Annotated in this window: 18 protein-coding genes and 2 tRNA genes; 15 read left to right on the forward strand and 5 right to left on the reverse strand. The window is 75.8% G+C overall.

The window, feature by feature from the left end; translation table 11 throughout:
• Positions 1 to 397 precede the first annotated feature (397 nt).
• The 14 genes from amrb99_RS46575 to amrb99_RS46640 all read left to right on the forward strand — a co-directional run bounded on the left by amrb99_RS46575 (position 398) and on the right by amrb99_RS46640 (position 14722).
• Complete coding sequence (locus tag amrb99_RS46575; protein WP_190868520.1) at positions 398 to 1246, forward strand: SAM-dependent methyltransferase; 849 nt, start codon at positions 398 to 400, stop codon at positions 1244 to 1246.
• 244 nt (positions 1247 to 1490) lie between these two features.
• Positions 1491 to 2441, forward strand: coding sequence for a zinc ABC transporter substrate-binding protein (locus amrb99_RS46580; RefSeq protein WP_190868521.1), 951 nt, complete (start codon positions 1491 to 1493; stop codon positions 2439 to 2441).
• Between the two features lie 5 nt (positions 2442 to 2446).
• Complete coding sequence (locus amrb99_RS46585; RefSeq protein ID WP_190868533.1) at positions 2447 to 3094, forward strand: ATP-binding cassette domain-containing protein; 648 nt, start codon at positions 2447 to 2449, stop codon at positions 3092 to 3094.
• Positions 3084 to 3962 carry a metal ABC transporter permease gene (locus amrb99_RS46590; RefSeq protein WP_190868522.1) on the forward strand — a complete coding sequence of 293 codons (879 nt, stop codon included), beginning with the start codon at positions 3084 to 3086 and terminating at the stop codon, positions 3960 to 3962. The genes amrb99_RS46585 and amrb99_RS46590 overlap by 11 nt, the downstream gene beginning before the upstream one ends.
• 183 nt (positions 3963 to 4145) lie before the next feature.
• Positions 4146 to 5204 carry a rod shape-determining protein gene (locus amrb99_RS46595; protein ID WP_190868523.1) on the forward strand — a complete coding sequence of 353 codons (1059 nt, stop codon included), beginning with the start codon at positions 4146 to 4148 and terminating at the stop codon, positions 5202 to 5204.
• Between the two features lie 48 nt (positions 5205 to 5252).
• Positions 5253 to 5323 (forward strand) — tRNA-Cys (locus amrb99_RS46600).
• Between the two features lie 27 nt (positions 5324 to 5350).
• Complete coding sequence (locus amrb99_RS46605) at positions 5351 to 7000, forward strand: ankyrin repeat domain-containing protein (RefSeq protein WP_190868524.1); 1650 nt, start codon at positions 5351 to 5353, stop codon at positions 6998 to 7000.
• A gap of 55 nt (positions 7001 to 7055) precedes the next feature.
• Positions 7056 to 7128, forward strand: a tRNA-Gln gene (locus amrb99_RS46610).
• 33 nt (positions 7129 to 7161) lie between these two features.
• On the forward strand, positions 7162 to 8565 hold the full coding sequence (locus amrb99_RS46615) for an SDR family NAD(P)-dependent oxidoreductase (RefSeq protein ID WP_190868525.1): 1404 nt from the start codon (positions 7162 to 7164) through the stop codon (positions 8563 to 8565).
• Positions 8566 to 8570: 5 nt separating this feature from the next.
• A complete protein-coding gene (locus tag amrb99_RS46620) occupies positions 8571 to 9704 on the forward strand; it encodes a gala protein (RefSeq protein WP_190868526.1) in 1134 nt (377 codons plus the stop codon).
• On the forward strand, positions 9701 to 11374 hold the full coding sequence (locus amrb99_RS46625) for an ankyrin repeat domain-containing protein (protein WP_190868527.1): 1674 nt from the start codon (positions 9701 to 9703) through the stop codon (positions 11372 to 11374). Before amrb99_RS46620 ends, amrb99_RS46625 begins: the two co-directional genes overlap by 4 nt.
• On the forward strand, positions 11371 to 12561 hold the full coding sequence (locus amrb99_RS46630; RefSeq protein WP_347257159.1) for an AAA family ATPase: 1191 nt from the start codon (positions 11371 to 11373) through the stop codon (positions 12559 to 12561). The genes amrb99_RS46625 and amrb99_RS46630 overlap by 4 nt, the downstream gene beginning before the upstream one ends.
• 5 nt (positions 12562 to 12566) lie before the next feature.
• A complete protein-coding gene (locus amrb99_RS46635) occupies positions 12567 to 13733 on the forward strand; it encodes a VWA-like domain-containing protein (protein ID WP_347257160.1) in 1167 nt (388 codons plus the stop codon).
• A 50-nt stretch (positions 13734 to 13783) separates the two neighbouring features.
• On the forward strand, positions 13784 to 14722 hold the full coding sequence (locus tag amrb99_RS46640; protein ID WP_190868529.1) for an MBL fold metallo-hydrolase: 939 nt from the start codon (positions 13784 to 13786) through the stop codon (positions 14720 to 14722).
• A 49-nt stretch (positions 14723 to 14771) separates the two neighbouring features.
• Here the strand turns inward: amrb99_RS46640 and amrb99_RS46645 are convergent, their stop codons facing one another.
• Positions 14772 to 15950 (reverse strand): FAD-dependent monooxygenase, encoded by a 1179-nt coding sequence (locus tag amrb99_RS46645; RefSeq protein WP_241756587.1) that lies wholly within the window; start codon positions 15948 to 15950, stop codon positions 14772 to 14774.
• A gap of 64 nt (positions 15951 to 16014) precedes the next feature.
• Between amrb99_RS46645 and amrb99_RS46650 the strand changes: the two genes are divergently transcribed.
• Positions 16015 to 16620, forward strand: coding sequence for a PadR family transcriptional regulator (locus amrb99_RS46650; RefSeq protein ID WP_190868530.1), 606 nt, complete (start codon positions 16015 to 16017; stop codon positions 16618 to 16620).
• Between the two features lie 155 nt (positions 16621 to 16775).
• On the opposite strand, the gene amrb99_RS46655 is transcribed toward amrb99_RS46650, so the two are convergent.
• The 4 genes from amrb99_RS46655 to amrb99_RS46670 form a co-directional block, all read right to left on the reverse strand.
• Positions 16776 to 17936, reverse strand: coding sequence for a transposase (locus amrb99_RS46655; RefSeq protein ID WP_347257161.1), 1161 nt, complete (start codon positions 17934 to 17936; stop codon positions 16776 to 16778).
• 55 nt (positions 17937 to 17991) lie between these two features.
• Positions 17992 to 19971 carry a hypothetical protein gene (locus amrb99_RS46660; protein WP_190868531.1) on the reverse strand — a complete coding sequence of 660 codons (1980 nt, stop codon included), beginning with the start codon at positions 19969 to 19971 and terminating at the stop codon, positions 17992 to 17994.
• The gene (locus amrb99_RS46665; RefSeq protein WP_190868532.1) at positions 19968 to 21161 is read right to left on the reverse strand and encodes a VWA domain-containing protein; all 1194 of its coding nucleotides are present in this window, start codon (positions 21159 to 21161) and stop codon (positions 19968 to 19970) included. Before amrb99_RS46665 ends, amrb99_RS46660 begins: the two co-directional genes overlap by 4 nt.
• The coding region (locus amrb99_RS46670) for a DUF5682 family protein (RefSeq protein WP_241756588.1) at positions 21158 to 21667 on the reverse strand (510 nt) is incomplete at its 5' end. The genes amrb99_RS46665 and amrb99_RS46670, both read right to left, overlap by 4 nt.

A 21667-nucleotide genomic window follows, 5' to 3' on the forward strand; every position in this document is an offset into this window, starting at 1 on the left:
CGGCGGCGGGCTCGCCGGCCGCGGGCGGCTCGGTGAGCGCGGTGACGGCGGCGGCGCTGGCGACGTCGCCGTGCGGGTGGCCGCCCATCCCGTCGGCGACGGCGAGCAGCGACGGCCCGGCGAGCGCCGAGTCCTCGTTCATGCGCCGCCGCCTGCCGATGTCCGTGCCAGCCGCGTACCGGAGCGAGAGGTGCGCCACGCACGCCAGAGAAGCACGCCGGAACACGTTTCACAAGCAACTTGGTGATGAGATGGCCTTGCGGCCGCCCGAGCGCGGCACGCATGGCCGCCGGGACGGCGGAACCGGACGGGCCAAAGATCGAACGCGGGGCGGCGAAGCGGTATACCGTTCCAAACGACACTGATCCCCACTTACTGCGCAGATGCGGAGCGGGTTGTGAACGACGACCAGCCCTCGATCGCCGACATCCCCAACGACGTGCCGACCTCGGCGCGCGCCTACGGATGGCTGCTCGGCGGCAAGGACAACTACGAGGTCGACCGGCAGTTCATCCGGGGGCAGCTGGAGCACCACCCGGCCGGGCTGGACATCACCCGGCAGAACCGGCTGTTCCTCTACCGGGCCGTCCGCTACCTGACGGCCGAGGCCGGCATCCGGCAGTTCATCGACATGGGGTGCGGGCTGCCGACGGACGCCAACGTCCACCAGGTCGCGCGGCAGTTCGCGCCGGACGCCCGCGTCGTGTACGTCGACATCGACCCGATCGTGCTCGCGCACGGCCGCGCGCTGCTCGCCGGCGACGCGTCCACCACGGTGATCACCGCGGACATGCGCGACCAGGAGGCCGTCCTGGAGCACGAGGACGTCAAGCGGCTCATCGACTTCTCCGAGCCGGTCGCGACGCTGTTCCTCTCCGTGGGCCACCACCTCCCGGACTCCGACGACCCGAGGGGCATCCTGCACGCCGTCATCGACCGTGCCGCGCCGGGCAGCCACCTGACGTTCTCGCAGGTCGCGTGCGACGACCCGGTGCGCAGCGCGGAGATGACCGCGCAGGTCACCGGCGCGGGCATCCCGTGGCAGACGCGGACGCCGGCCGAGATCGACGCGCTGCTGTCGGACTTCGACCCGGTCGAGCCGGGCCTGTGCAACCTCGTCGACTGGCGGCCGATGGACCTGCAGCCGCCGCTCGCGCCCGTCCCCGAGGAGCTGCGCAAGTACGAGGGCGCCTCCAAGCTGGACACCGGCATCTACGAGTACGGCGGCGTCCTGCGCAAGCGCTGACCCGCACCCGCCGGTCCGATCGAGGGCCGCGGACCGCTTTCCCTTGAGGGCGCCACGGCGCCCGCCGGGCCCGAACGGGCCGTCCTTCACCTCAGGTGGAGGGCGGCCCGTTGGCGTTTCCGCGCACCGCCAGCGGGCGGTCTCTGGCGCGCGCCGCCGCTCGTCCCCTCCCCCGCCATGGGACGCATCCGGACACATCATGCTAAGTTGCACTGAAAACCGTTTTCATTTTCAGGAGCGACCCATGCCCCCTCTGCCCCTGCCCCCGCACCCGCGACCGCGCCGGGCGGCCCTCCGCACGGCCGGCGCCGCCGCCGCGGCCGTGCCCCTGCTCGCCCTCGCCGCCTGCGGCTCGCCGTCCGAGGCCGCGCCCGCCGGGACGTCCGGCGGGGCGGTGCCGGTCGTCGCCTCGACCAACGTCTACGGCGACATCGCGCGGACGATCGGCGGCGCCGACGTGCGCGTCACCTCGTTCATCAGCGACCCGGGGCAGGACCCGCACTCCTACGAGGCCGGGACGCGCAACCGGCTCGCCCTCGGCCGGGCCGGAGTCGTGATCGAGAACGGCGGCGGCTACGACGACTTCATGACGACCATGCTGAAGGCGTCGTCGTCCAAGGCCGAGATCCTCGACGCGGTGCGGATCTCCGGGCGGACCGCGCCGGCGGGCGGCGAGCTGAACGAGCACGTCTGGTACGACCTGCCGTCCATGGCGCTGCTGGCCGACCGGCTGTCGGCCGCGCTCGCGGAGGCCCGCCCCGCCCGCGCCGCCGCGTTCACCGCGAACGCCACCGCGTTCAAGGCGAAGCTGAAGGACCTCGAAGGGCGGGTCGCGGCGCTCAAGGCCGCGCACTCCGGCGACGGCGTCGCCATCACCGAGCCGGTCCCCCTCTACCTCCTCGAAGCGGCCGGACTGCGCAACGAGACGCCGGAGGCGTTCAGCGAGGCCATCGAGGAGGGCGACGACGTCGCGCCGCGCACCCTGCGGGAGACGCTCGGGCTGTTCGGCGGGAAGAAGGTGAAGGCGCTCGTCTACAACGCGCAGACGAGCGGCCCGCAGACCGAGCAGGTCGAGAAGGCCGCGAAGGACAACGGCGTCGCGGTCGTGCCGGTCACCGAGACCCTCCCGTCCGGGCAGGACTACATCGGCTGGATGGCCGGCACCATCGCCGCGCTCGGAAAGGCGCTGTCGTGATCTCGATGCGCGGCGGGGCGCTCCGCTACGGCGACCGGACGGTGTGGAGCGGACTCGACCTCGATGTGGCGGCCGGGGAGTTCGTCGCCGTCCTCGGGTCCAACGGATCGGGGAAGACGAGCCTGCTGAAGGTGCTGCTGGGGCTGCGGCGGCTGTCGGCCGGGACGGTGACGGTCGGCGGGCGCCCGCCGCGCCGCGGCGGCCCCCTCATCGGGTACGTCCCCCAGCACCGCAGCGTCCCCGCCTACACCCCGCTGCGGGCCCGCGACCTGGTGCGGCTCGGCGTCGACGGGCACCGCTGGGGGCCGCGGCCCCCGGACCGGGGCGCGCGGCGCCGCGTCCGCGAGGCGCTGCGCGACGTCGGCGCGGAGGCGTTCGCGGACGTCCCGATCGAGCTGCTGTCGGGCGGCGAGCTGCAGCGGGTCCGGGTCGCGCAGGCCCTCGCGTCCGATCCGCGGCTGCTGCTCTGCGACGAACCGCTCGCCTCGCTGGACGCCGCGCACCAGCGGTCCGTCAGCGAGCTGGTCGCCAGACGGTGCCGAGAGCACCGCACCGCCGTCGTGTTCGTCACCCACGAGGTCGAGCCGGTCCTGCCGTTCGCCGACCGGGTCCTGCGCATGCCCGGCGGGCCGGAGGCGCGCGATGTGGCATGAGATCGTCAACTTCGACGACTACGGCGCGCTGCTCGGCCTGGTCCGCAACTCGCTGATCGCGGGCGCGGTGCTCGGGCTGGTCGGCGGGCTCGCGGGGACGTTCGTCGTGATGCGCGACCTGGCGTTCGCGGTGCACGGCATCAGCGAGCTGTCGTTCGCCGGCGCGGCCGCCGCGCTGCTGCTCGGCGCCGGCGTCGCGGGCGGCTCGATCGCGGGCGCGCTGCTGGCCGCCGCGCTCATCGGCGTGCTGGGCGGCCGGGCGCGCGACCGCGGCTCGGCCATCGGGGTGCTGATGCCGTTCGGGCTCGGCCTCGGCGTGCTGTTCCTGTCGCTGTACAAGGGGCGCGCCGCCAACAAGTTCGGCATCCTCACCGGGCAGATCGTCGCGATCGACACGCCCCGGCTGTCGTGGCTGCTCGGCACGTCGGCGGTCGTGCTGGTGTGCCTGGCGGTGATGTGGCGGCCGCTGGCGTTCGCGAGCCTCGATCCGGACGTGGCGGCGGCGCGCGGCGTCCCGGTGCGCGCCCTGTCGCCGCTGTTCATGCTCGTCCTCGGCCTCGCCGTCGCCGTGTCCGTGCAGGTCGTCGGGGCGCTGCTGGTCCTCGCGCTGATCTGCACGCCGGCCGCCGCCGCGGTGCGGGTGACCGCGTCGCCGGTGCTGGTGCCGGTGCTCAGCGCCGCGCTCGCGACCGTGTCGGTGGTCGGCGGGATCCTGCTGTCGCTCGGCGCCGGCGTCCCGATCAGCCCGTACGTCACCACGATCTCGTTCGCGCTGTACGCGGCGTGCCGCGCGGCGGGCGCCCTCCGGGCCCGGCGCGGCGGGCCGTCCCGCGCGCACGCCCGGCGGCGCGACACCGTCCCCACATGATCTCTTGACGCCCGCTCGGCACTGGCGGCCGGGCGGGCCCGGCCCGCCGGTCGCGTTATCCGGAATTCCCGATCCCTGTTCGCCGGGACGTTGCGATTCGCTTACCCGCCGATGGGCATCGCCGCAGGTCGGCAGGGCATCAGCTCTCTGCGACTGCAGGCCGAGAGGGAAGAAGGGGACGCGATGTGGGACTTCGCGGGCCGGGACACCGCCATCGACCTGGGGAGCTCGACGGTGCGCATGCATGTGCGGGACCGCGGGGTCGTCGCGCGAGAACCGTCACTGCTCGCCCGCTGCCTGCACACCGGCAAGATCCTCGCGCTCGGCCTCCCCGCCCAGGAGATGGCCGGGCGCAACCCCGACGTCCGCCTCGTCCGGCCCATCCGCGAGGGCGCCCCCACCGAGACCGACGAGGCCGAGTACCTGATGCGCGCCCTCGTCCGCACCCACCACAAGCGCCGCTACACCGCGCGGCCCCGGCTGGTCGTGACGGTGCCGAGCGGCATGTCGTCCGTGCACTACCGGGCGCTGCAGTTCTCGGCGTTCCAGGCCGGCGCGCGCCGCCTCACCCTCGTGCCGACGCCGATCGCGGCCGCCATCGGGATGGGGCTCACCTCCTCCGGGCGGCCGGAGGTCGTCGTCGTCGCCGACATCGGCGCCGACATCACCGACGTCGGCGTCATCTCGTTCGGCGGGCTGGTCACCTCGTACACCGCGCTCGTCGGCGGCTCGTCCCTGGACCGGGCGATCGTCGCGCTGGTCCGCCGCGAGCACGAGGTGCGGATCTCGCAGGCCAGCGCCGAGGCCGCGAAGCTGGAGGTGGGCGCGGTGCCGCCGATCGGGCGCCGCCCGCTGCGGCAGACCGTCGTGCACGGCCGCGACCTCACCACCGGCATGCCGCGCGGGATCGTCCTCACCACCGCCGACGTCGCCCGCGCCATCGCCGCGCCGGTCGGCGAGATCGTCGCGGCGGTCCAGCAGGGGCTGGCGGGCTGCGGGCCGGAGATCTCCGGGGAGCTGCTCGGCGTCGGCATCACCCTGACCGGCGGCACCGCCCGCCTGCCCGGCCTGGACAAGCTCATCCAGGAGCGCACGGGGCTGGCCGCGCGCATCGGCGACGACACCGGCGACGCCGCCGTCATCGGCGCGGCCGACGTGCTGCGCTCGTCCGGGTCGCAGGAGCCGCCCGCCCGCCGCAGCTCCCCGCGCCCGCACCTGCTCACCACCGTGCCCGAGCAGTGACGGATCGGATCGCGCCGTCCCGCCGGGGCGGCTAGGCTGCCGCCCGGCAGGGCCGTAGCGCAGAGGTCGACGCACCGCCTGCACAGCGGAGGACGCCGGTTCGATTCCGGCCGGTCCTGCCCCTCGAACGGCGATGGGGGGTGCAGGTGGCGTCCGACGGGCCCGCCGCCCGGTCGGCGATGCCGGCGGCGTGGCTGCGCGCCTGGCAGCGGACGCGCCGCCACCGGGTCCCCCGGTGGATGATCGAGCGGTCGGCGCGGCTGCGGCGCGCGGGCGACTGGCGCGGGGCCTGCGCGGCGGCGCACATGGACCTCGCGTTCACGCTGGACGGCGTGGCGCGCGAGCACGGGTCCGCCGTGGCCCGGCGGCTCTCCGATGACCTGCGGCATCTCGTGCCCGACCTGCTCCGCTGGCACCTGCCCCGGGGGCCCGGCGACCTGAGCGTCTTCGACGAGCATCTGAGGTTCGTCCTCGCGCGGTACGGCGACGGCGGCCCGGTGCTCCAGGTGTTCGGCCCACCGTCCCTGCGGGCGCCGCAGCGGCTGCGGCTGGTGTTCACCGCGATGGCCGACCGGAGGGCGCGCGACTGGACGGGCGCCCGCCGCCTGTTCGACGACCGGCACTGTGGAGAGCTGGTCGACGACTGCGGAGGCGCCGGCCGCATCCCGTTCTTCCACGCCGACGGGACGCCTCTGGCCTCGGAGGAACTGCCCGCGTCCGATCCCGGACCGGGCGACACCGTGGCACGGGCCGAATGGTCGGTCATGCGCCACGAGCGCGGTGACGTCGCCGGCGCCTTCACCGCCGCGGGCTTCGAGCTCCGGCAGCCCGCGAATCCGGCCGAGCGCGGAGCCTTCATGGAGACCCTGCGGCTGCGCCTGGGACGGCCGCCCGTGCTGGCGGCCCGCGCCCGCCGCCTCGCCGCCGGGCGGGGCGGGGATCCGGTCACCGCGGTCTTCGGATCGCCGTACACGCCGCGCGGGGCGGTGACCGTCGAGGCGGGCGGCGACGGCGAGCGCCCGCTGCTGAGGCCGGCGGCGCCCGGGGAGTACCGCAGCTCGGCGGCGCCTGACCACTGGCGGCTTTTCCCCGACGCCGAGCTGCTGCTCGCGGGCATGGTCACGCCGGACGAGCTGCATCCGCTGATCCGGTCGGCGCTGTTCCCTGCGCGTCCGGCCGCCGATGGGCTCGGGGGGCCGCCGGATCCGGAGCCGCCAAGGCCGGTGCGGGTCCGCTGCCGCGGCGAGTGGCACGAGGTCCGCTGGTGCGGCGGAGCGCTGGCACTGCCGCACCGACCCGTGGAGGAGCGGCGCGAGCAGGCCCTGCGCGCGCTCGGCGGCGACCTCTTCGGCTGCTTCGCCGTGCGGGAGGCGTGGCGGACGGGCCCGGACCGGCTGCCGCGCGAGCTGCGGCGCCAGCGGAGCGAGCTGTTCCTGCGGGCGCTGCACGGCGACGCCCCCGGCGTGCTCCGCCTGCTGGACGCGGGAATGGACCCCCGCGCGCGCGACGGCGAGGGACGCACCCTGCTGCACTTCGTCCACGCGATGGACCATCGCCTGGTCCTTCCCCGGCTGCTGGCCGCCGGCCTCGACGTCGACGCGCGCGACCGGTCGGACCGCACGCCGCTGTCCACGGCGGTCACCGAGCACGGCTCCCCGGACACCGTCCGGGCCCTGCTGGAGGCCGGCGCGAGCCGGGACGCCGAGGCGGGCGGCCGCCGCGTCCGGGGGACGTTCGCGTGGCTCGTCCGGCGCAGCGGGCGCGAGGACCTCGAACCGCTGCTCGCCACGCCGTGAAGATCACCGAAATTCGGGTGGTTCGCCGGGTTGGTTCCGTTACGCTGCCGGTGGCGGGGCTGTAGCGCAGAGGTCGACGCACCAATACTGCATGTTGGAGGACGCCGGTTCGAATCCGGTCGGCTCCGCCCCGATCCGGCTGACGGGGACGAGGGAGTGCAGTGACGGCCGTTGCGCGAGCCGGCGGGCCGCGACCGCCGGTCGAGGACGAGGCGCCCCGCCCCGAGGAGCTCGCGGCCTGCCTGCGGCTGCTGGAGCGCGCGCGGGCCACCGACCCGGACGACCCGCGCTGGCGGGCCGTGCACGAGGCGGCGTCGCAGCTGCACCGGTCCGGCAAGAAGGCGCGGAAGGCCGCCCGCAGGACGCAGCGACGCGCCGAGGACCTCGACGCGATGGCCGCCGCCACCCGCTTCCAGGACCAGGACCCCGGCGCCGACCCGGAGCCCGCTCCGGCGAGGCCCGCGTCCGGGCGGACGCTGAAACGGGCGCGGACCTGCTACGTCTGCAAGGCGCCGTACCGGGACGTGCACCCCGACTACCACCTGATGTGCCCGGAGTGCGCGGCGGAGAACCTGGCACGCCGGCACGCCCGCTGCGACCTGCGCGGGCGGCGCGCCCTCGTCACCGGCGGCCGGATCAAGATCGGCTTCCAGGTCGCGCTGAAGATGCTCCGCGACGGCGCGGAGGTGCTGGTCACCACCCGGTTCCCGCGCGACGCGGCGCGCCGGTTCGCCGCCGTCCCCGACTCCGCCGACTGGCTCTCCCGGCTGCACGTCCACGGCGTCGACCTGCTGGACCTGCCGGGCGTCGCGGGCCTGCTGGACGCCGTGCACGACCGGTTCGACCACCTGGACGTCCTGGTGAACAACGCGGCGCAGACCGTCCGGCGGCCGCCCGCCTACCACCGGGAGGTGCGCGCGGCGGAGGCGCTGCCGCTGACCGGGGCGGCGGCGCGCGTCGACGTCGCCGAGGGCGGCCGGGCCGCGCTGGAGGCGGGCCCCGCCGCCGCACTCGCCGTGTCCGACGACGCGCTGTTCCCGGCGGGGCTGACCGACGAGACCGGGCAGCCCCTCGACCTGCGCGACCGCAACAGCTGGACGCTGCGGCTGCACGAGGTCGACCCGGGCGAGTGGCTGGAGGTGCAGATGGTGAACGCGTTCGCGCCGTTCCTGCTGACCTCGCGGCTGCGCGGGCTGCTGGAGGCGTCGCCGTTCCCCGACCGGTACGCGGTGCAGGTGTCGGCGATGGAGGGCAGCTTCTCCCGCGAGCACAAGACCGTCCGCCACCCGCACACGAACATGGCGAAGGCGGCGCTGAACATGATGACCCGCACCTCGGCCGCGGACTACGCGGCGGCGGGCATCCACATGACCAGCGTGGACACCGGCTGGGTGACCGACGAGCGGCCGCACCCCGGCAAGCTCGAGCAGTTCGCCGCCGGGTTCCGGCCCCCGCTGGACGTGATCGACGGCGCGGCCCGGGTCTACGACCCGGTCGTGCGGGGCGTCGGCGGCGAGCGGCTGTCCGGCGTGTTCCTGAAGGACTACCGACCGGTGGAGTGGTGAACAGCATGGAGCCGACCCCCGTACGCTGCCCCGCGATCGAGCACCCGGACGTGCCGCCCGCCGACCCTGCCGCGCTCGCGCCGCTGCTGGCGCGGCTCGCCGACGCGGCGCCGGTCGGCGGCGACGAGGCGTTCCCGGTCGGGACGCTGCGCGGCGACGGCCGGGTGGACCTGTGCAAGCAGGGGCTCGGCGCGGCGGGCGTGGCGCGGCTCGTCCCGGCGGCGGTCGCGTCGCCGCACGCGGTGCACCTGCTGCTCGGGACGAACGCGATGGGCGGCGAGGGCGCGCGGGCGATCGCGGCGGCGCTGGAGCCGGGCCACGGCGTCCGGACGCTCTACCTGGGCTGCAACCGCATCGACGGCGACGGCGCGGCGGTGCTCGCGGACCGGCTCGCGTCCGACGGCGAGGTGCGGGCGCTGTGGCTGAAGCGCAACCCGGTCGGCGACGCGGGAGCGCGGGCGCTCGCCGCGATGCTGCGCCGCAACGCGGCGATCCGGACGCTCGACCTGGTCAACACCGGTCTCGGCCTGGAGGGCCTGCGCGCGCTGCTCGACGCGCTCATGGACCGGGACGCGCCGCTGGAGCGGCTGTTCCTCGGCGGGAACGGCATCGGGCCGGACGCGGCGGACCTGCTGGCCGCGCTGGTCCGCGACGCGGGCGTCCGCGAGCTGTACGCGCCCGCCAACCACCTCGGCGACCGCGGCGCCGCGGTGCTGGCCTCGGCCGCGCGGGCGGCGGGGCGGCCCGTCCGGTTCGGGCTCGGCGGCAACGGCGTCGGGCCGGACGGCGCGCGGTCGCTGGCCGGGGCGCTGGACGCGATCGAGGCGCTGGACCTGAGCCGCCCGCCGTCGGAGCGGGCGCTCGGCGCGCCGCCCAACGCCACCGGCGACGAGGGCGCCGCGGCGCTCGCGGCGGCGCTGCCCGGCAGCCCGCTGCGCCGTCTCGGGCTGAGCCACACCGGCCTCACGGGACGCGGCGCGAAGACGCTGCTGGCGGGCGTCGGCGCGGAGAGCCGGCTGGAGTACGTGGTTCTCGGCCCCGGCGTCCCGCGCAAGGTGAAGCGCGCGTTCGCGCAGCGGCTGCGCCCGGCGGCCCGCCCGCACCCCGACGTGCACGCGATCGCGAGCGTCTACCGTTGACGCGTTCGGGCCGGGACCCGGCGTTCCCCGCGTCCTTGCGGGCGTGGCGCCAGGTCCGCCGGTACGCGGTGCCCCGCGGGTGGATCGAGCGGGCCGCCGAGCGGCGGCTCGCCGGGGACTGGCGGGGCGCCTGCGCGGCGGCGAACGTGGACGTCGCGTTCGACCCGGCGGACGCCGGCCGGGAGTTCGGCGCGGAGGTGCGGGCCCGGCTGGAGGACGACCTGCGCCACCTCGTCCCCGACCTGCTGCACTGGCATCTGCCCCGGGACGTGACCGGCCACGGCGGCGCCACCTCGCTCACCGCCGGGTTCCGGGCGGTCCTCGGCCGGTACGGGACGGGCCGCCGCGGGCCGGTCCCGGTGCTCGGGGTCGCGGCGCCGCCCTCGCCGTCGGCGCCGCAGCGGCTGACGCTGGAGTTCGGGACCGCCGTCCGGGAGCGCGCCGACTGGTCGGTGGTGCCGTACCTGTTCGACGACCGGCACCACCGCGCGCTGCTCGGCCACTACGGGGGCGACGTGCGCGCGCCGTTCTTCGCCGCGGACGGCACGCCCCGCGACCCCGCCGACCTGCCCGCGTCCGAGCCGGACACCGGTGACCGCGCGGCTCGCGGCGAGTGGTCCGCGCTGCTCGCCGAGCGTCCGGACGGCGGTGACGAGGCCGTCGCCGCCGCCTACGCCGCCGCCGGCATCGGGGTGATCGTGGAGGAGCGGCCCGGCGGGCGGCCGACCGAGCGGCAGACCTGGTCCAGGCTCGCCCTGCTGGCCGGATGCGCGCCCATGTTCGCGCACCAGATCGAGCGCGTGGCCGGGGACGGTCCCGCGTCGCTGTCGATCCGCCTGCCCGGTCACGGCTTCGGCCTGCACGTGGAGGCGGGGGGACGGCACCGGCGCCCGCTGATGTGGGTGGCGCCCCGCGAGGAGTCCATGCGGCGCCGCTCGTCCCCAGGCTGCTGGCACGCCCTTCCCGACCTCGCCCTGCTGCGCGCCGGGCTGGTCGCGCCGGACGAGCTGCATCCGCTCGTGCGGTCGGCGCTGTTCCCCGCGTACCCGGCCCCGGACCGGCCGTCCGGTCCGCCGCTCGCGGAGCCGCCGCCGCCGGTCCGCGTCCGGTGCCGGGGCGAGTGGCACACGGTCCGCTCGGCCGGGGGCGGCCTGGAGATCCCGCACGGCGCCGAGGAACGGCGGCGGGAGCAGGCGCTCGGGGCGTTCGGCGGCACCGTGAACGGCTGCTTCGTCGCCCACCGGTCCTGGACGGCCGGAACGGGATGGCTGCCGCGCGCCCTGCGCGCGCACCGCCGGGAGGTGTTCCTGCGCGCGGCGCACGGCGACACCGACGGCGTCCTGCGGCTGCTGGACGCGGGGCTCGACCCGCACGTCCGCGACGGGCGCCGATGGACGCTGCTGCACGCCCTCCACACGATGGACCACGAGGTGCTGCTGCCGCGGCTGCTGGACGAGGGCCTGGACGTCGACTCCACCGACCAGGACGGATGCACGCCGCTCCTCCTAGCGGTGCTGAACCACGGCTCGCCCGCCGTCGTGCGGGCGCTGCTGGACGCGGGGGCGAGGACGGACGCGCCGGGCGGCGCCGCGCGGCCGGCCGGCCGCCCGCGCACGCTGGCGACGGCAATCAAGCGGGCGAAACGCGACGATCTGGAGTTTCTGCTGTGACCACGGAGACCGTGACGGGGCCGCTCGACGCGGCGGACGAGCTGAACCGGCGGGCCGGCGCCTGGCGGGCCGAGCCGGCGCGCAGCGTGCAGCTGGAGGCGCTCGCGCTGGCGGTGTCGGCGAACATCCCGGTGCTGCTGTGGGGCGAGCCTGGCATCGGCAAGTCCGCGGGCATGGAGCGGCTGGCGGAGGGCCTCGGGGTGCCGCTGGAGACGGTCATCGCCAGCGTGCACGAGCCATCCGACTTCGCCGGGCTGCCGATCATCGGGGACGACCCGGCCGCGACCGGGGTGCCGATGGCGCCGCCGGACTGGGCGGTGCGGCTCGCGGAGGCGGGCCGCGGCGTCGTGTTCTTCGACGAGCTGTCGTCGGCGCCGCCGGCGGTGCAGGCGGCGCTGCTGCGGGTCGTGCTGGAGCGGCGGGTCGGCAGCCTGCGGCTGCCGGAGCCGGTCCGGGTCGTCGCGGCGGCGAACCCGCCGGCGAGCGCGGCGGACGGCTGGCACCTGTCGCCGCCGCTGGCGAACCGGTTCGTCCACCTGCACTGGACGCACGACCCGCGCACGGTGGCGCGCGGGATGGCGGGCACGTGGCCGGAGCTGACCGTCCCGGTGGTGGACGGGACGAAGGCGTCCGCCGCGATCGCCCGCGCGCGCGGAGCCGTCTCGGGGTTCCTCACGGCGCGTCCGGGCCTGGCGCACCACCTGCCCGAGGACGCCGAGGCGCGCGGCGGGGCGTGGCCGTCGCCGCGCAGCTGGGAGATGGCGCTGCGGCTGCTGGCCACCGGGTACGCGACGGACGCCGGGCAGGACGCGGTGGCCGCCGCGGTGATCGGCGCGATCGGCGACGGCGCGGGCATCGAGCTGCTCTCCTACCTGGAGGAGCTGGACCTGCCCGACCCCGACCGGGTGCTGGCCGACCCGAAGGCGTTCGCGCTGCCCGAGCGCGGCGACCGGCAGCTCGCGTTCCTGACCGCGGTGGTCTCCTCGGTGCAGGGCGACTGCACCCGCAGGCGGTGGGAGGCGGGCTGGGAGGTGCTGGCGAAGGCGGTCGACGCGGGCGTCCCGGACGTGGCGGCGCGCGCCGCGTCCGACCTGGCGGCGCTGCGCGACGTGCGCTGGCCGGTGCCGCCGGGGATCGACGCGTTCCTCGACATCCTGCAGCTGTCCGGCGCCCTGCCCGGCGCGTGACCGCCGTGCTGGACCGCACGAAGCTGCTCGCCGCCCGCTACAAGGCCGCCGGCGACCGCCCCTACCTGGCGTCCGCGCTGTACTCGCTGACGGTCGTGCCGAGCGACCGCGTGCCGACGATGGGCGTCGACCGGCACTGGCGGTGCTACGTCTCCCCCGCGTTCGTGGACGCCACGCCCGTCGAGGAGCTGGCGGGCGTGTGGATCCACGAGGCGGCGCACCTGCTGCGCGACCACCACGGCCGCGCGTCCCGGCTCCCGGCCGCCGACCAGCGCGACCGCGGGCGGGTCAACATCGCGCAGGACTGCGAGATCAACGACGACCTGCTCGCCGACGGGCTGCCGCTGCCCGCCGGGCGGGTGCACCCCGGCGACTTCGGGCTGCCCGAGGGCCGGATGTTCGAGGAGTACCTGGCGGGCGTCCCGCCGCAGCCGCACCACGACTGCGGGTCGGGCGCGCACGGCGTGCCGGCGCCGTGGGAGCTGGACGCGGCGGGCGCGCCGTCGGTCCGCGCGACCGAGGCGGAGGCGCTGCGGCGCGCGACCGCGGAGGCGATGCGCGCGCACCAGCGGGCGCGCGGGCACCTGCCCGCCGGGTGGCGGCGGTGGGCCGACCAGGTCCTCGAACCGGTCGTGGACTGGCGGCGGGTGCTGGCGGGCGCGGTGCGGGAGGCGGTCGCGTGGGCGGGCGGCGCCGTCGACTACACCTACCGGCGGCCGTCGCGCCGCACCCCGGCGCTGCGCGGCGCGGTGCTGCCGAGCCTGCGCCGCCCGGTGCCCCGCGTCGCGATCGTGATCGACACGTCGGGGTCGATGGGCGACGACGAGCTGGCGGCGGCGCTCGCGGAGGTCAACGGGGTGCTGCGGGAGGTCGGCGTCCGTGGCGACCGGGTGAGCGTGCTGGCCTGCGACGCCGACGTGCACGCGGTGTCGCGGGTGACGTCGGCCGAGCAGGTCGAGCTCGGCGGGGGCGGCGGCACCGACATGCGGGTCGGGATCGCCCGGGCGCTCGCGCAGCGCGACCGCCCGCAGGTGGTGATCGTCCTCACCGACGGCTTCACGCCGTGGCCCGCGGAGTCCCCGTCCTGCCGGCTGATCGCCGCGCTGGTCGGCGACGGCGCGCCCGACCCGCCCCGGTGGGTGGAGACGATCCGGATCGACCGGGACGCGTAGCGGCTCGCGAGGAGGGCCTCGTAAGGTACGTCCGAGGATCTGGAGGCACGATGAGCGACGCGCCCGGACGCGACGGCCCCGGCGAGCCCCGGCTCGAGGAGGTGTCGGACGGCGTGTTCGCCTACCTCCAGCCGGACGGCACCTGGTGGATCAACAACACCGGCTTCCTGGCCGCCGAGCGGGGCGTGATCAGCGTCGACGCGTGCTCGACCGAGCGCCGCACCCGCGCCTACCTGGACGCGATCCGGACCGTCACCGACCGGCCCGTCCGGACGCTGGTGAACACCCACCACCACGGCGACCACACGTTCGGCAACTACCTGTTCTCCGGCGCCACCATCGTCGGGCACGAGCGGACCCGCGAGAGCGCGCTCGCGTGGGGGAAGCCGTTCGACGAGCCGTTCTGGACGAAGGTGGAGTGGGGCGGCGTCGAGGTCGAGCCGCCGTTCCTCACCTACACCGACGGCGTGACGCTGTGGGCCGGCGACCTGCGCTGCGAGGTGCGGCACGTCGGCACCGCCGCGCACACCACCAACGACTCGATCGTGTGGATCCCAGAGCGTCGCGTGCTGTTCTGCGGCGATCTGCTGTTCAACGGCGGCACCCCGTTCGTCATGCAGGGCTCGGTGGCGGGCGCGATCAGGGTGCTGGAGGAGGTCGTCGCGCCGCTGGACGCGGCGACGATCGTCCCGGGCCACGGCCCCGTCGCGGGCCCGGATCTGATCGGCCGCGTCCTCGGCTACCTGCGGTTCCTCCAGGCGACGGCGGCGGAGGGCAAGGCCGCCGGGCTGTCCCCGCTGGAGGCCGCCCGGGAGGCCGGCCTCGGCGAGTACGCGGAGCTGACCGACTCCGAGCGGATCGTGGGCAACCTGCACCGGGCGTACGCCGAGCTGGACGGCCTGGAGCCGGGCGGCGAGATCGACACCGCGACGGCCCTGCTGGAGATGGTCGACTACAACGGCGGCCGTCCCCTGACCTGCCGGGCGTGACGGGCCCCGCCGGCCGGTGACGCGGCCGGCCGGGCGGTGACGCGGTGGGCTAGGCGGTGACGCGCGCGTCCCAGTCGATGCGGAAGCGCTGCACGAAGCCGAACATCCGCTCCGGGTCGACGGGCCCGGCGGGCCCGCCGGCCGACTTCTCCTTGTTCGTCCGCGCGGCCGCGGCGGCGATCGCCTCGACGCGCGGGCGCCGCAGGCCCTCGTAGGCGGTGAACGCGGCGGACGGGCCGGGCAGGTCGCGCAGGCAGCGGGCGAGTTCGACGGCGCTCTCGATCGCCAGCGACGCGCCCTGCCCGGAGCTGGGCGACGGCGCGTGCGCGGAGTCGCCGACGAGGACCATGCGGCCGCGGTGCCAGTGCGGGACGGGCGGCATGATCTCGATGCCGCCGAGGACGAACAGGTCCTCGGCGCGGCTGTGCCGGAGCAGGTCGGCGCCGGGGTCGTCGTCGGCGTGCAGGTCGCGGAGCCGCTCCAGCCACTCGGCGGGCGGCGTGTTCCGCGACGCGTACGCGGTGGCGGCGTCGGGTTCGGGGACGTTGCTGAACCACGCGACCCGGCCGTCCGGCGTCCACCAGTAGCCGAGGAACGCGCGGGCGCCGAACGCGAAGTACATGAGGTCGGGGTCGGGGGTCACGCCGCTGCCGGACGCGAACCCGCCGAGGCCGATGAGGCCGGTGTACTCGGGGTCCGGGGCGGCGGGGTCGATGAGGCCGCGCACGGTGGAGCGGATGCCGTCCGCGCCGACCAGGACGTCGGCGGTGGCGGTGGTGCCGTCGCCGAACCGCGCGGTGACGCCGCCGGCGGTCTCCTCCGCGCCGGTGAGCCGCTTCCCGTACTCGATTGGGACGCCGTGCGCGGCGGCGTGGTCGTGCAGGGCGCGGTTCAGGTCCGCCCTGGCCAGGACGTGGCTCGCGGGCAGGCCGGGCAGCCCGCCGAACTCGGCGAACCGGTTGCCCTTGCCGTCGCCCATCGCCATGCCGGGGACCGGGCGGCCCGCGGCGCGGACCGCGTCGGCGGCGCCGATCAGCTCCAGCGCGTTGAGCCCGTTCGGCGCGACGGTCAGCGCCGCGCCGCCGTCCTGATCGGCCGGGTGCGCCTCGTACACGGTCGCGTCGATGCCCGCCTTGCGCAGGGCCAGGGCCGTCACCGGGCCCGCGATGCCGCCGCCGATCACCAGGGCCGTCCGTACCGGGTTCATGCCGTCTCCTCGGGTCGTCATGGCTTGATAGTCACACTGAAACTAGTTGCATGTCAACTAGTGCTGGCGCGGCTAGTATCGGCGCATGAGCGCACCCGTCCGCCGTTCGCCGCTGGCCCTCACCGTGCTGGCCCTGCTGCACAACCGGCCGCTGCACCCCTACGGGATCCAGCGGCTGATCAAGGAGTGGGGCAAGGAGCAGGTCGTCAACGTCGAGCAGCGCGCGAGCCTGTACCGGACGATCGACCGGCTCAACGCGGCCGGGCTGATCGCCGTCCGGCAGACCGAGCGCGGCAGCCAGTACCCGGAGCGGACCGTCTACGAGGTGACCGAGGCGGGGCGGGAGGCGGCGCGGACCTGGCTCCGCGAGATGGTCGCGGCGCCGAAGCGGGAGTTCCCCGAGTTCCCGGCGGCGGTGTCGAACACGATGCTGCTGCCGCCGGAGGAGCTGCTGGAGGTGCTGGAGGAGCGGCTGCGCGCGCTGGAGGCGGACCTCGCCGGGCTGGACGCGGGCCTCGGCGAGGAGGAGGCGATGGGCCTGCCGCGCGTCACCATGCTGGAGACCGAGTACCTGCGGGCGGTCACCGCCGCGGAGGCCGATTGGGTGCGCTCGGTCGTGGACGACCTGCGCGCGGGCCGGCTCACCTGGAGCGAGGAGATGCTGGCCGCCTTCGACGACGGCGCCCGATGACCGCGACCCGAAGGCCGCAGCATCGCGACGAAGCACTTGGTCAACTGCTCATCCTCGACGGACCGGGTTCGTGACCCTGATCCAGCGGGGCTTTGCCTATGCTCCCGAGCGTCCTTCATGAGGGGACGGTCACGGGTCACATCGCCGGTTCCCGCTCAGGCGGGGACCGGTGGGGGCATGTTGACGAATACCCACGCCGAGCGTGCGCGGTCGCGCACGTTGACCCCGGCGACGACGTCGGCGGGCCCAGCGAGACCGCACCGGCGACAGCAGAAGGCGTCCCGCGAAGGCCGGTTGGCCTTGGCGGTGTGGCCGCAGCGCGGGCAGCGCTGCGAGGTGTAGGCCGGGTCCACCTCGATGACCGGCACGCCGGCGCGGCGGGCCTTGTAGGCGATGAACGCCCCGAGTTGGTGGAACGGCCAGGACGACTGCCGTGCTCGCTGGTCGCGTCGAACCGTGACCCGCTCACGGATGCCCTGAAGCTGTTCCAAGGCGATGCCGCGTTCGGTGCGTTGGGCGACAGCAACGACGGTCTTGGAGATCGTGTGGTTGATGTGGGTGGCGTGCCGCGACTCGCGGCGGGCGCGCTTCTTGAGGAGTTGCTTGGCCGAGCGTGTCCCCTTGGCTTGGATCTCGGCCTTCTTGCGGGCCTGCCAGCGGCGGTAGCGCTCCAGACGGCGTCCCGAATGGTTGCCGCCATCGCTGGTGGTGGCCAGGTTGGCGATGCCCCGATCCACACCTATCCAGTCCCTCGGCTCGTACTGCTCAGCCTCGGGAACGTCGCAAGTGGCGGCCAGGAACCACTTCCCGTCCCGGCGAACCAGGTCGGACTCGCCTTTCCGGTATGCGACGAGCCGCTTGAGCGCCGCCGGCGAGCAGGCGAAGCAGACCGTCTTGAGCCGCCCGTCCATGGTCCAGATGGACACAGTCCGTGCGTCGTAGTTCCACGACAGGCACCGGTCGTCGTAAGTGTGCGCCGCGTCAGGCCGAAACGCGATGGGTTTGGATGTGGCTTTGCGGCGCCGCTTGGAGCCCTCACCGCCGAGGTTCCCGACGCGGATGTTCGCTCGTAGCGTGCTGTAGGCATCGACGACGCGTTTTATGACGTGCTGCGCGGCCTGCGCCCCCAGACCGAGAGCCTTAAGTTCCCCATAGGCCAGCGACCGTAGATCACGGACCGATCCCTTAAGGCCGTACGCCTCGAACGAGGCGGCCGAGACTCGGCTCGCGCAGTTGTTGACCGTGTGCAGGGTGCGCTCCAAAGCCGCTGCCTGGGCGGCATCCGGCAAAAGCTTGACCTGCACAACTATCTTCACATCTGTGACTGTATCATTACTCTCTGTCTTCGAAGTCGGTACGGTCTGGGTCTCGTCAGCGGAGTTCGGCGGTCGTGAGCAGGCGGATGTGGGCAGTGGCCCAGGCCGCCGCGGTACGGTCCGGGTCGTCCGAGCCGACCGTCCCGGCGAGGTCGGCGAGGGCGCCGGCGGCGGCCCGCAGCCCGGTGCGCCGCAGGTCCTCGCCGGCGCGGGCGAGCCGGTCGCGCAGACCCGGCGTGGCGTGCAGCAGCCCGCGGTGCGCGGCCTCGGCGCAGACGTCGAGCGCGGCCCGGACGACGTCGCCGAGCGGGTCGGGCGGGGCGGGGGACGGGCCGTCCAGCACGGCGGCGCCGTCGCCGGGCGCCAGGTCGGGGACGACGGGGCCCGACGCGGTCAGCAGCGCGAACGGGTCGATGACGAGCCCGCCCCGGTCGCGGCGGACGGCGCCGGTCACGATGCGGGGCGCGTCGGCCAGCGCGGCGGCGAGCGCGTCGAGCGCGGCCGGACGGTACGGGCCGTGCTCGGCGGACACGACCGCCGTCGCGCCCGCCGCGTCCGCGACGACCGCTTCGAGGCGCTGCGCGCCGGGGTGGTAGCCGACGTCGCGCACCTCGGCGATCTCGACCGCGCGGACGAACTCGGCCTCGACGCGCGGCCGGACCAGGCGGGGCGGCAGCGCGTCCAGCGCCCGCTCCTCGGCCTTCAGGTCGCGGACGAGCAGCCCGGCGGGCAGTCCCTCCCAGGCGTTGCCGAGCGGGGTCACGGTGGTCTTGGCGATCCGCCCGGCGGCGACGCGGACGACCCGTCCGGCGCTCCGGGAGGCGCTCTCGGACACGACGTTCGCGGCGGCGAGCGCGCGCAGCGGGGAGCCGAGGATCCGGCGCCCGGCGAGGTCGGCGCCGGTGAGCGCCTCGCCCTCCGGGACGTTCCAGCGGCGCTTGAGCACGAGGACGACGCCGGTGCCGGCGTGCGCGAGGAACAGGTCGGCGGTGCGGACCAGGCCGGTGCCGCCGACGCGGCAGCCGAGCGCGGTGAGCCGGACGCGGCGCAGCGGCGTCTCGGCGGACTCGTCGGTGCCGAGGACCTGCGAGCGGGTGCCGCCGGCGGCGGAGGCGCGGTGCCGGGCGTGCACCTCGGCGATGACCGCGGCGAACCGGGCGGGGTCGTGGGCGGCGTCGCGCTCGTGGTAGGCGGCGAGCTGCCCGGCGAGGTCGTCGACGGCGCCGGCGGGCCAGTGCAGGTTCCGCGCGGCCAGCTCGGCGGCGGTGCGGCGCAGCGCGGTGGCCAGGACGGGCCCGGCGTGCACGGCGCCCTCCAGCAGGACCTGGTCGACGAGGCGGGCGGCCGCGTCGAGCCCGCCGGAGCGGTCGCCGCCCTTCGCCTCGCCGCCGACGTCGAGCCGGACGTCGGCGCCGGTGAGGCCCCGCTCGTCGGCGGCGCGGAACGCCCAGGCGGCCAGCACGGTCATCTCGCCGCGGACGGACGCGACCGCGTCGGTGTGCACGTAGCCGAGCTCGCCCGGCACGAGGAACCGGACGGTGCAGGTCTGGAGCTCGACGCGTGCGACGGGGTCGTCCGGCGTCGGCCGGTGGATCGCCGCCGCGTACCCGGCGCGGTGGGCGCGGCGGGCGGCGGTGAGGGCGCGGCGGCCGAGGACGGCGGCGAGCGCGTCGTCGTCGAGCGTCCCGGGCGACCAGTCGGCGACCTCCGCCGCGGCGGGCTCGCCGGGCTCCTCCTCGGGAGCGTCGGCGGCTCCGGCTGCGGCGTCGCGCTGGTAGGCCAGGACGAGGCAGATCTGGTGGCGGCACGTGCCGGTCGCGGCGCAGGTGCAGGTCGCGGCCTCCAGGCCCGCGCCCGCCGGCAGCGCCGCCGTGGTCCCGTCGGGGTACCTGCCCTCGACGCCGCCGTCCGGCGAGACGGTCAGCTCGGGGCCGTTGCCCGCGTCCAGGTCCTTCGCCGCGCGCTTGACCAGGCCCCGGTTGGCGAGGGCGGCGAGGGAGTCCGGGGTCAGGGCGAGCAGGTCGGCGCGCGTCACGATCCGATCCTCTCCGCGACGAACTCGGCGAGCCGGCCGGGCGTCATCGCGCCGACGTGCGCGCCGACGGCGGCGAGCCGCCGCCCCATGTCGCGGTCGAACGCGGGATTGGCGTCCTCGTCCAGCGCGGCGAGGCCGAGCACGCAGGTCCCCTGCTCGACGAGGCGCCGGACCTCCCGGACGAGCCGCCCCGCGTCGCCGCCCTCGTAGAAGTCGCTGATGACGGCGACGATCGCGCGGCGCGGGTTGTCGACGAGACCGGCGCCGTAGGCGACCGCGCGGGCGATGTCGGTGCCGCCGCCGAGCTGCACCTTCATCAGCAGCTCCGCCGGGTCGGTGACGTCGGACGTGAGGTCGACGACGGCGGTGTCGAACGCGACGAGGTGGGTCTTCAGGCCCGGCAGCCCCCACAGGCACGCGGCGGTGACCGCGGAGTGGATCACCGAGTCGAGCATCGAGCCGGACTGGTCGACCAGCAGGATCATCTGCCACTGCTCGACGTGCCGCCGCGTCCGCGACACGAACCTCGGGTTCTCGATGTAGAGGCGGCGCTCGTCGGGCCGGTAGTGCGCGAGGTTCGCGCGGACCGTGCCGTGGAAGTCGAAGTTGCGGGAGTTGCGGATGCGGCTCGGGCGCCGCGACCGGGTGCCGTGGAACGCCTGCCTGACCTCCGTGGCGAGCTTCTCCATCAGCTCCCGCACCACGGCCTCGACGATCCGCCGCGCGAGCGCGAGGACCTCCGGGTTCATCAGGTGCTTGGTCCGCAGGACGGCGCGCAGCAGCGACCGGTCCGGCTCGATCCGCTCCAGCACGGCGGGGTCGGTGACGATGTCGTGGATCTCGTAGCGCTCGACGGCGTCGCGTTCGAGCCGCTCGATGGTCTCCTTGGGGAACAGCCGGTGCACGTCGTCCAGCCAGTCGACGGTGGTGAGCGCGGACTCCCCGTCGCCGCCGGTCCGGTCGCCGGAACGGCCGTCCCCGGGCGCGGAGCGGGAGCCCGCGCCGCCGCGCCGGACGCCGCGCCGCGCGAGTTCGGGGTCGCGGCCGTAGAGCCAGTCGAGGGCGCGGTCGCGCGCGGCGGCGTCGGCGCCGAGCGTCCCGGTGGCGTGCCCGGCGGGCGCGCCGAGGATGAGCCGCCAGCGCTCCAGGTCACCGGCGGCGGTGCCGGGCGGGGTCCCGGGTGGGGTCATGGTCGTCCTCCGGTGAGTCCGGCGGCCTCGAGGACGCGGTCGACGCGCTCTTCCAGGGCGCGCGCTTCGGCGATGAGGAGGGGGTCGCGGGGCGCGCGCAGCAGCCCGCGGGCGGACCCGCGCAGGCCGCGGCGGGCCAGCAGCCGCTCGGCGATCGTCTCCCGCTCGCGCGGCGGGAAGAACTCGAACGCCTGCCGCAGCGCGGGCAGCGCGACGAGGAAGTCCTCGTCGGTGAGCGCGCCGACCAGCTCGTCCAGGACGGCGAGGACGGTCCCGCCGGGGTCGAGGACCTCCTGCCTGGCCAGCGCGAACAGCCCGGCGAGCCAGTCGCCGAACACCCGCGGCCCGGCGGCGCCGCGCACCGCGCGGGCGGGGTCGGCGGTGTCGCCGAGCGCCGGCTGTTCGCCTTGGTCGCCGAGCTGCGGCGGGCGGGGATCGCCGCCGACATGTCGTTCGGCGGCAAGAAGCTGAAGGGCGCCATGAAGGACGCCGACCGGTCGGGCGCC

This window comes from Actinomadura sp. RB99, from assembly GCF_014706005.1.
In the GTDB taxonomy this organism is placed as follows: domain Bacteria; phylum Actinomycetota; class Actinomycetes; order Streptosporangiales; family Streptosporangiaceae; genus Spirillospora.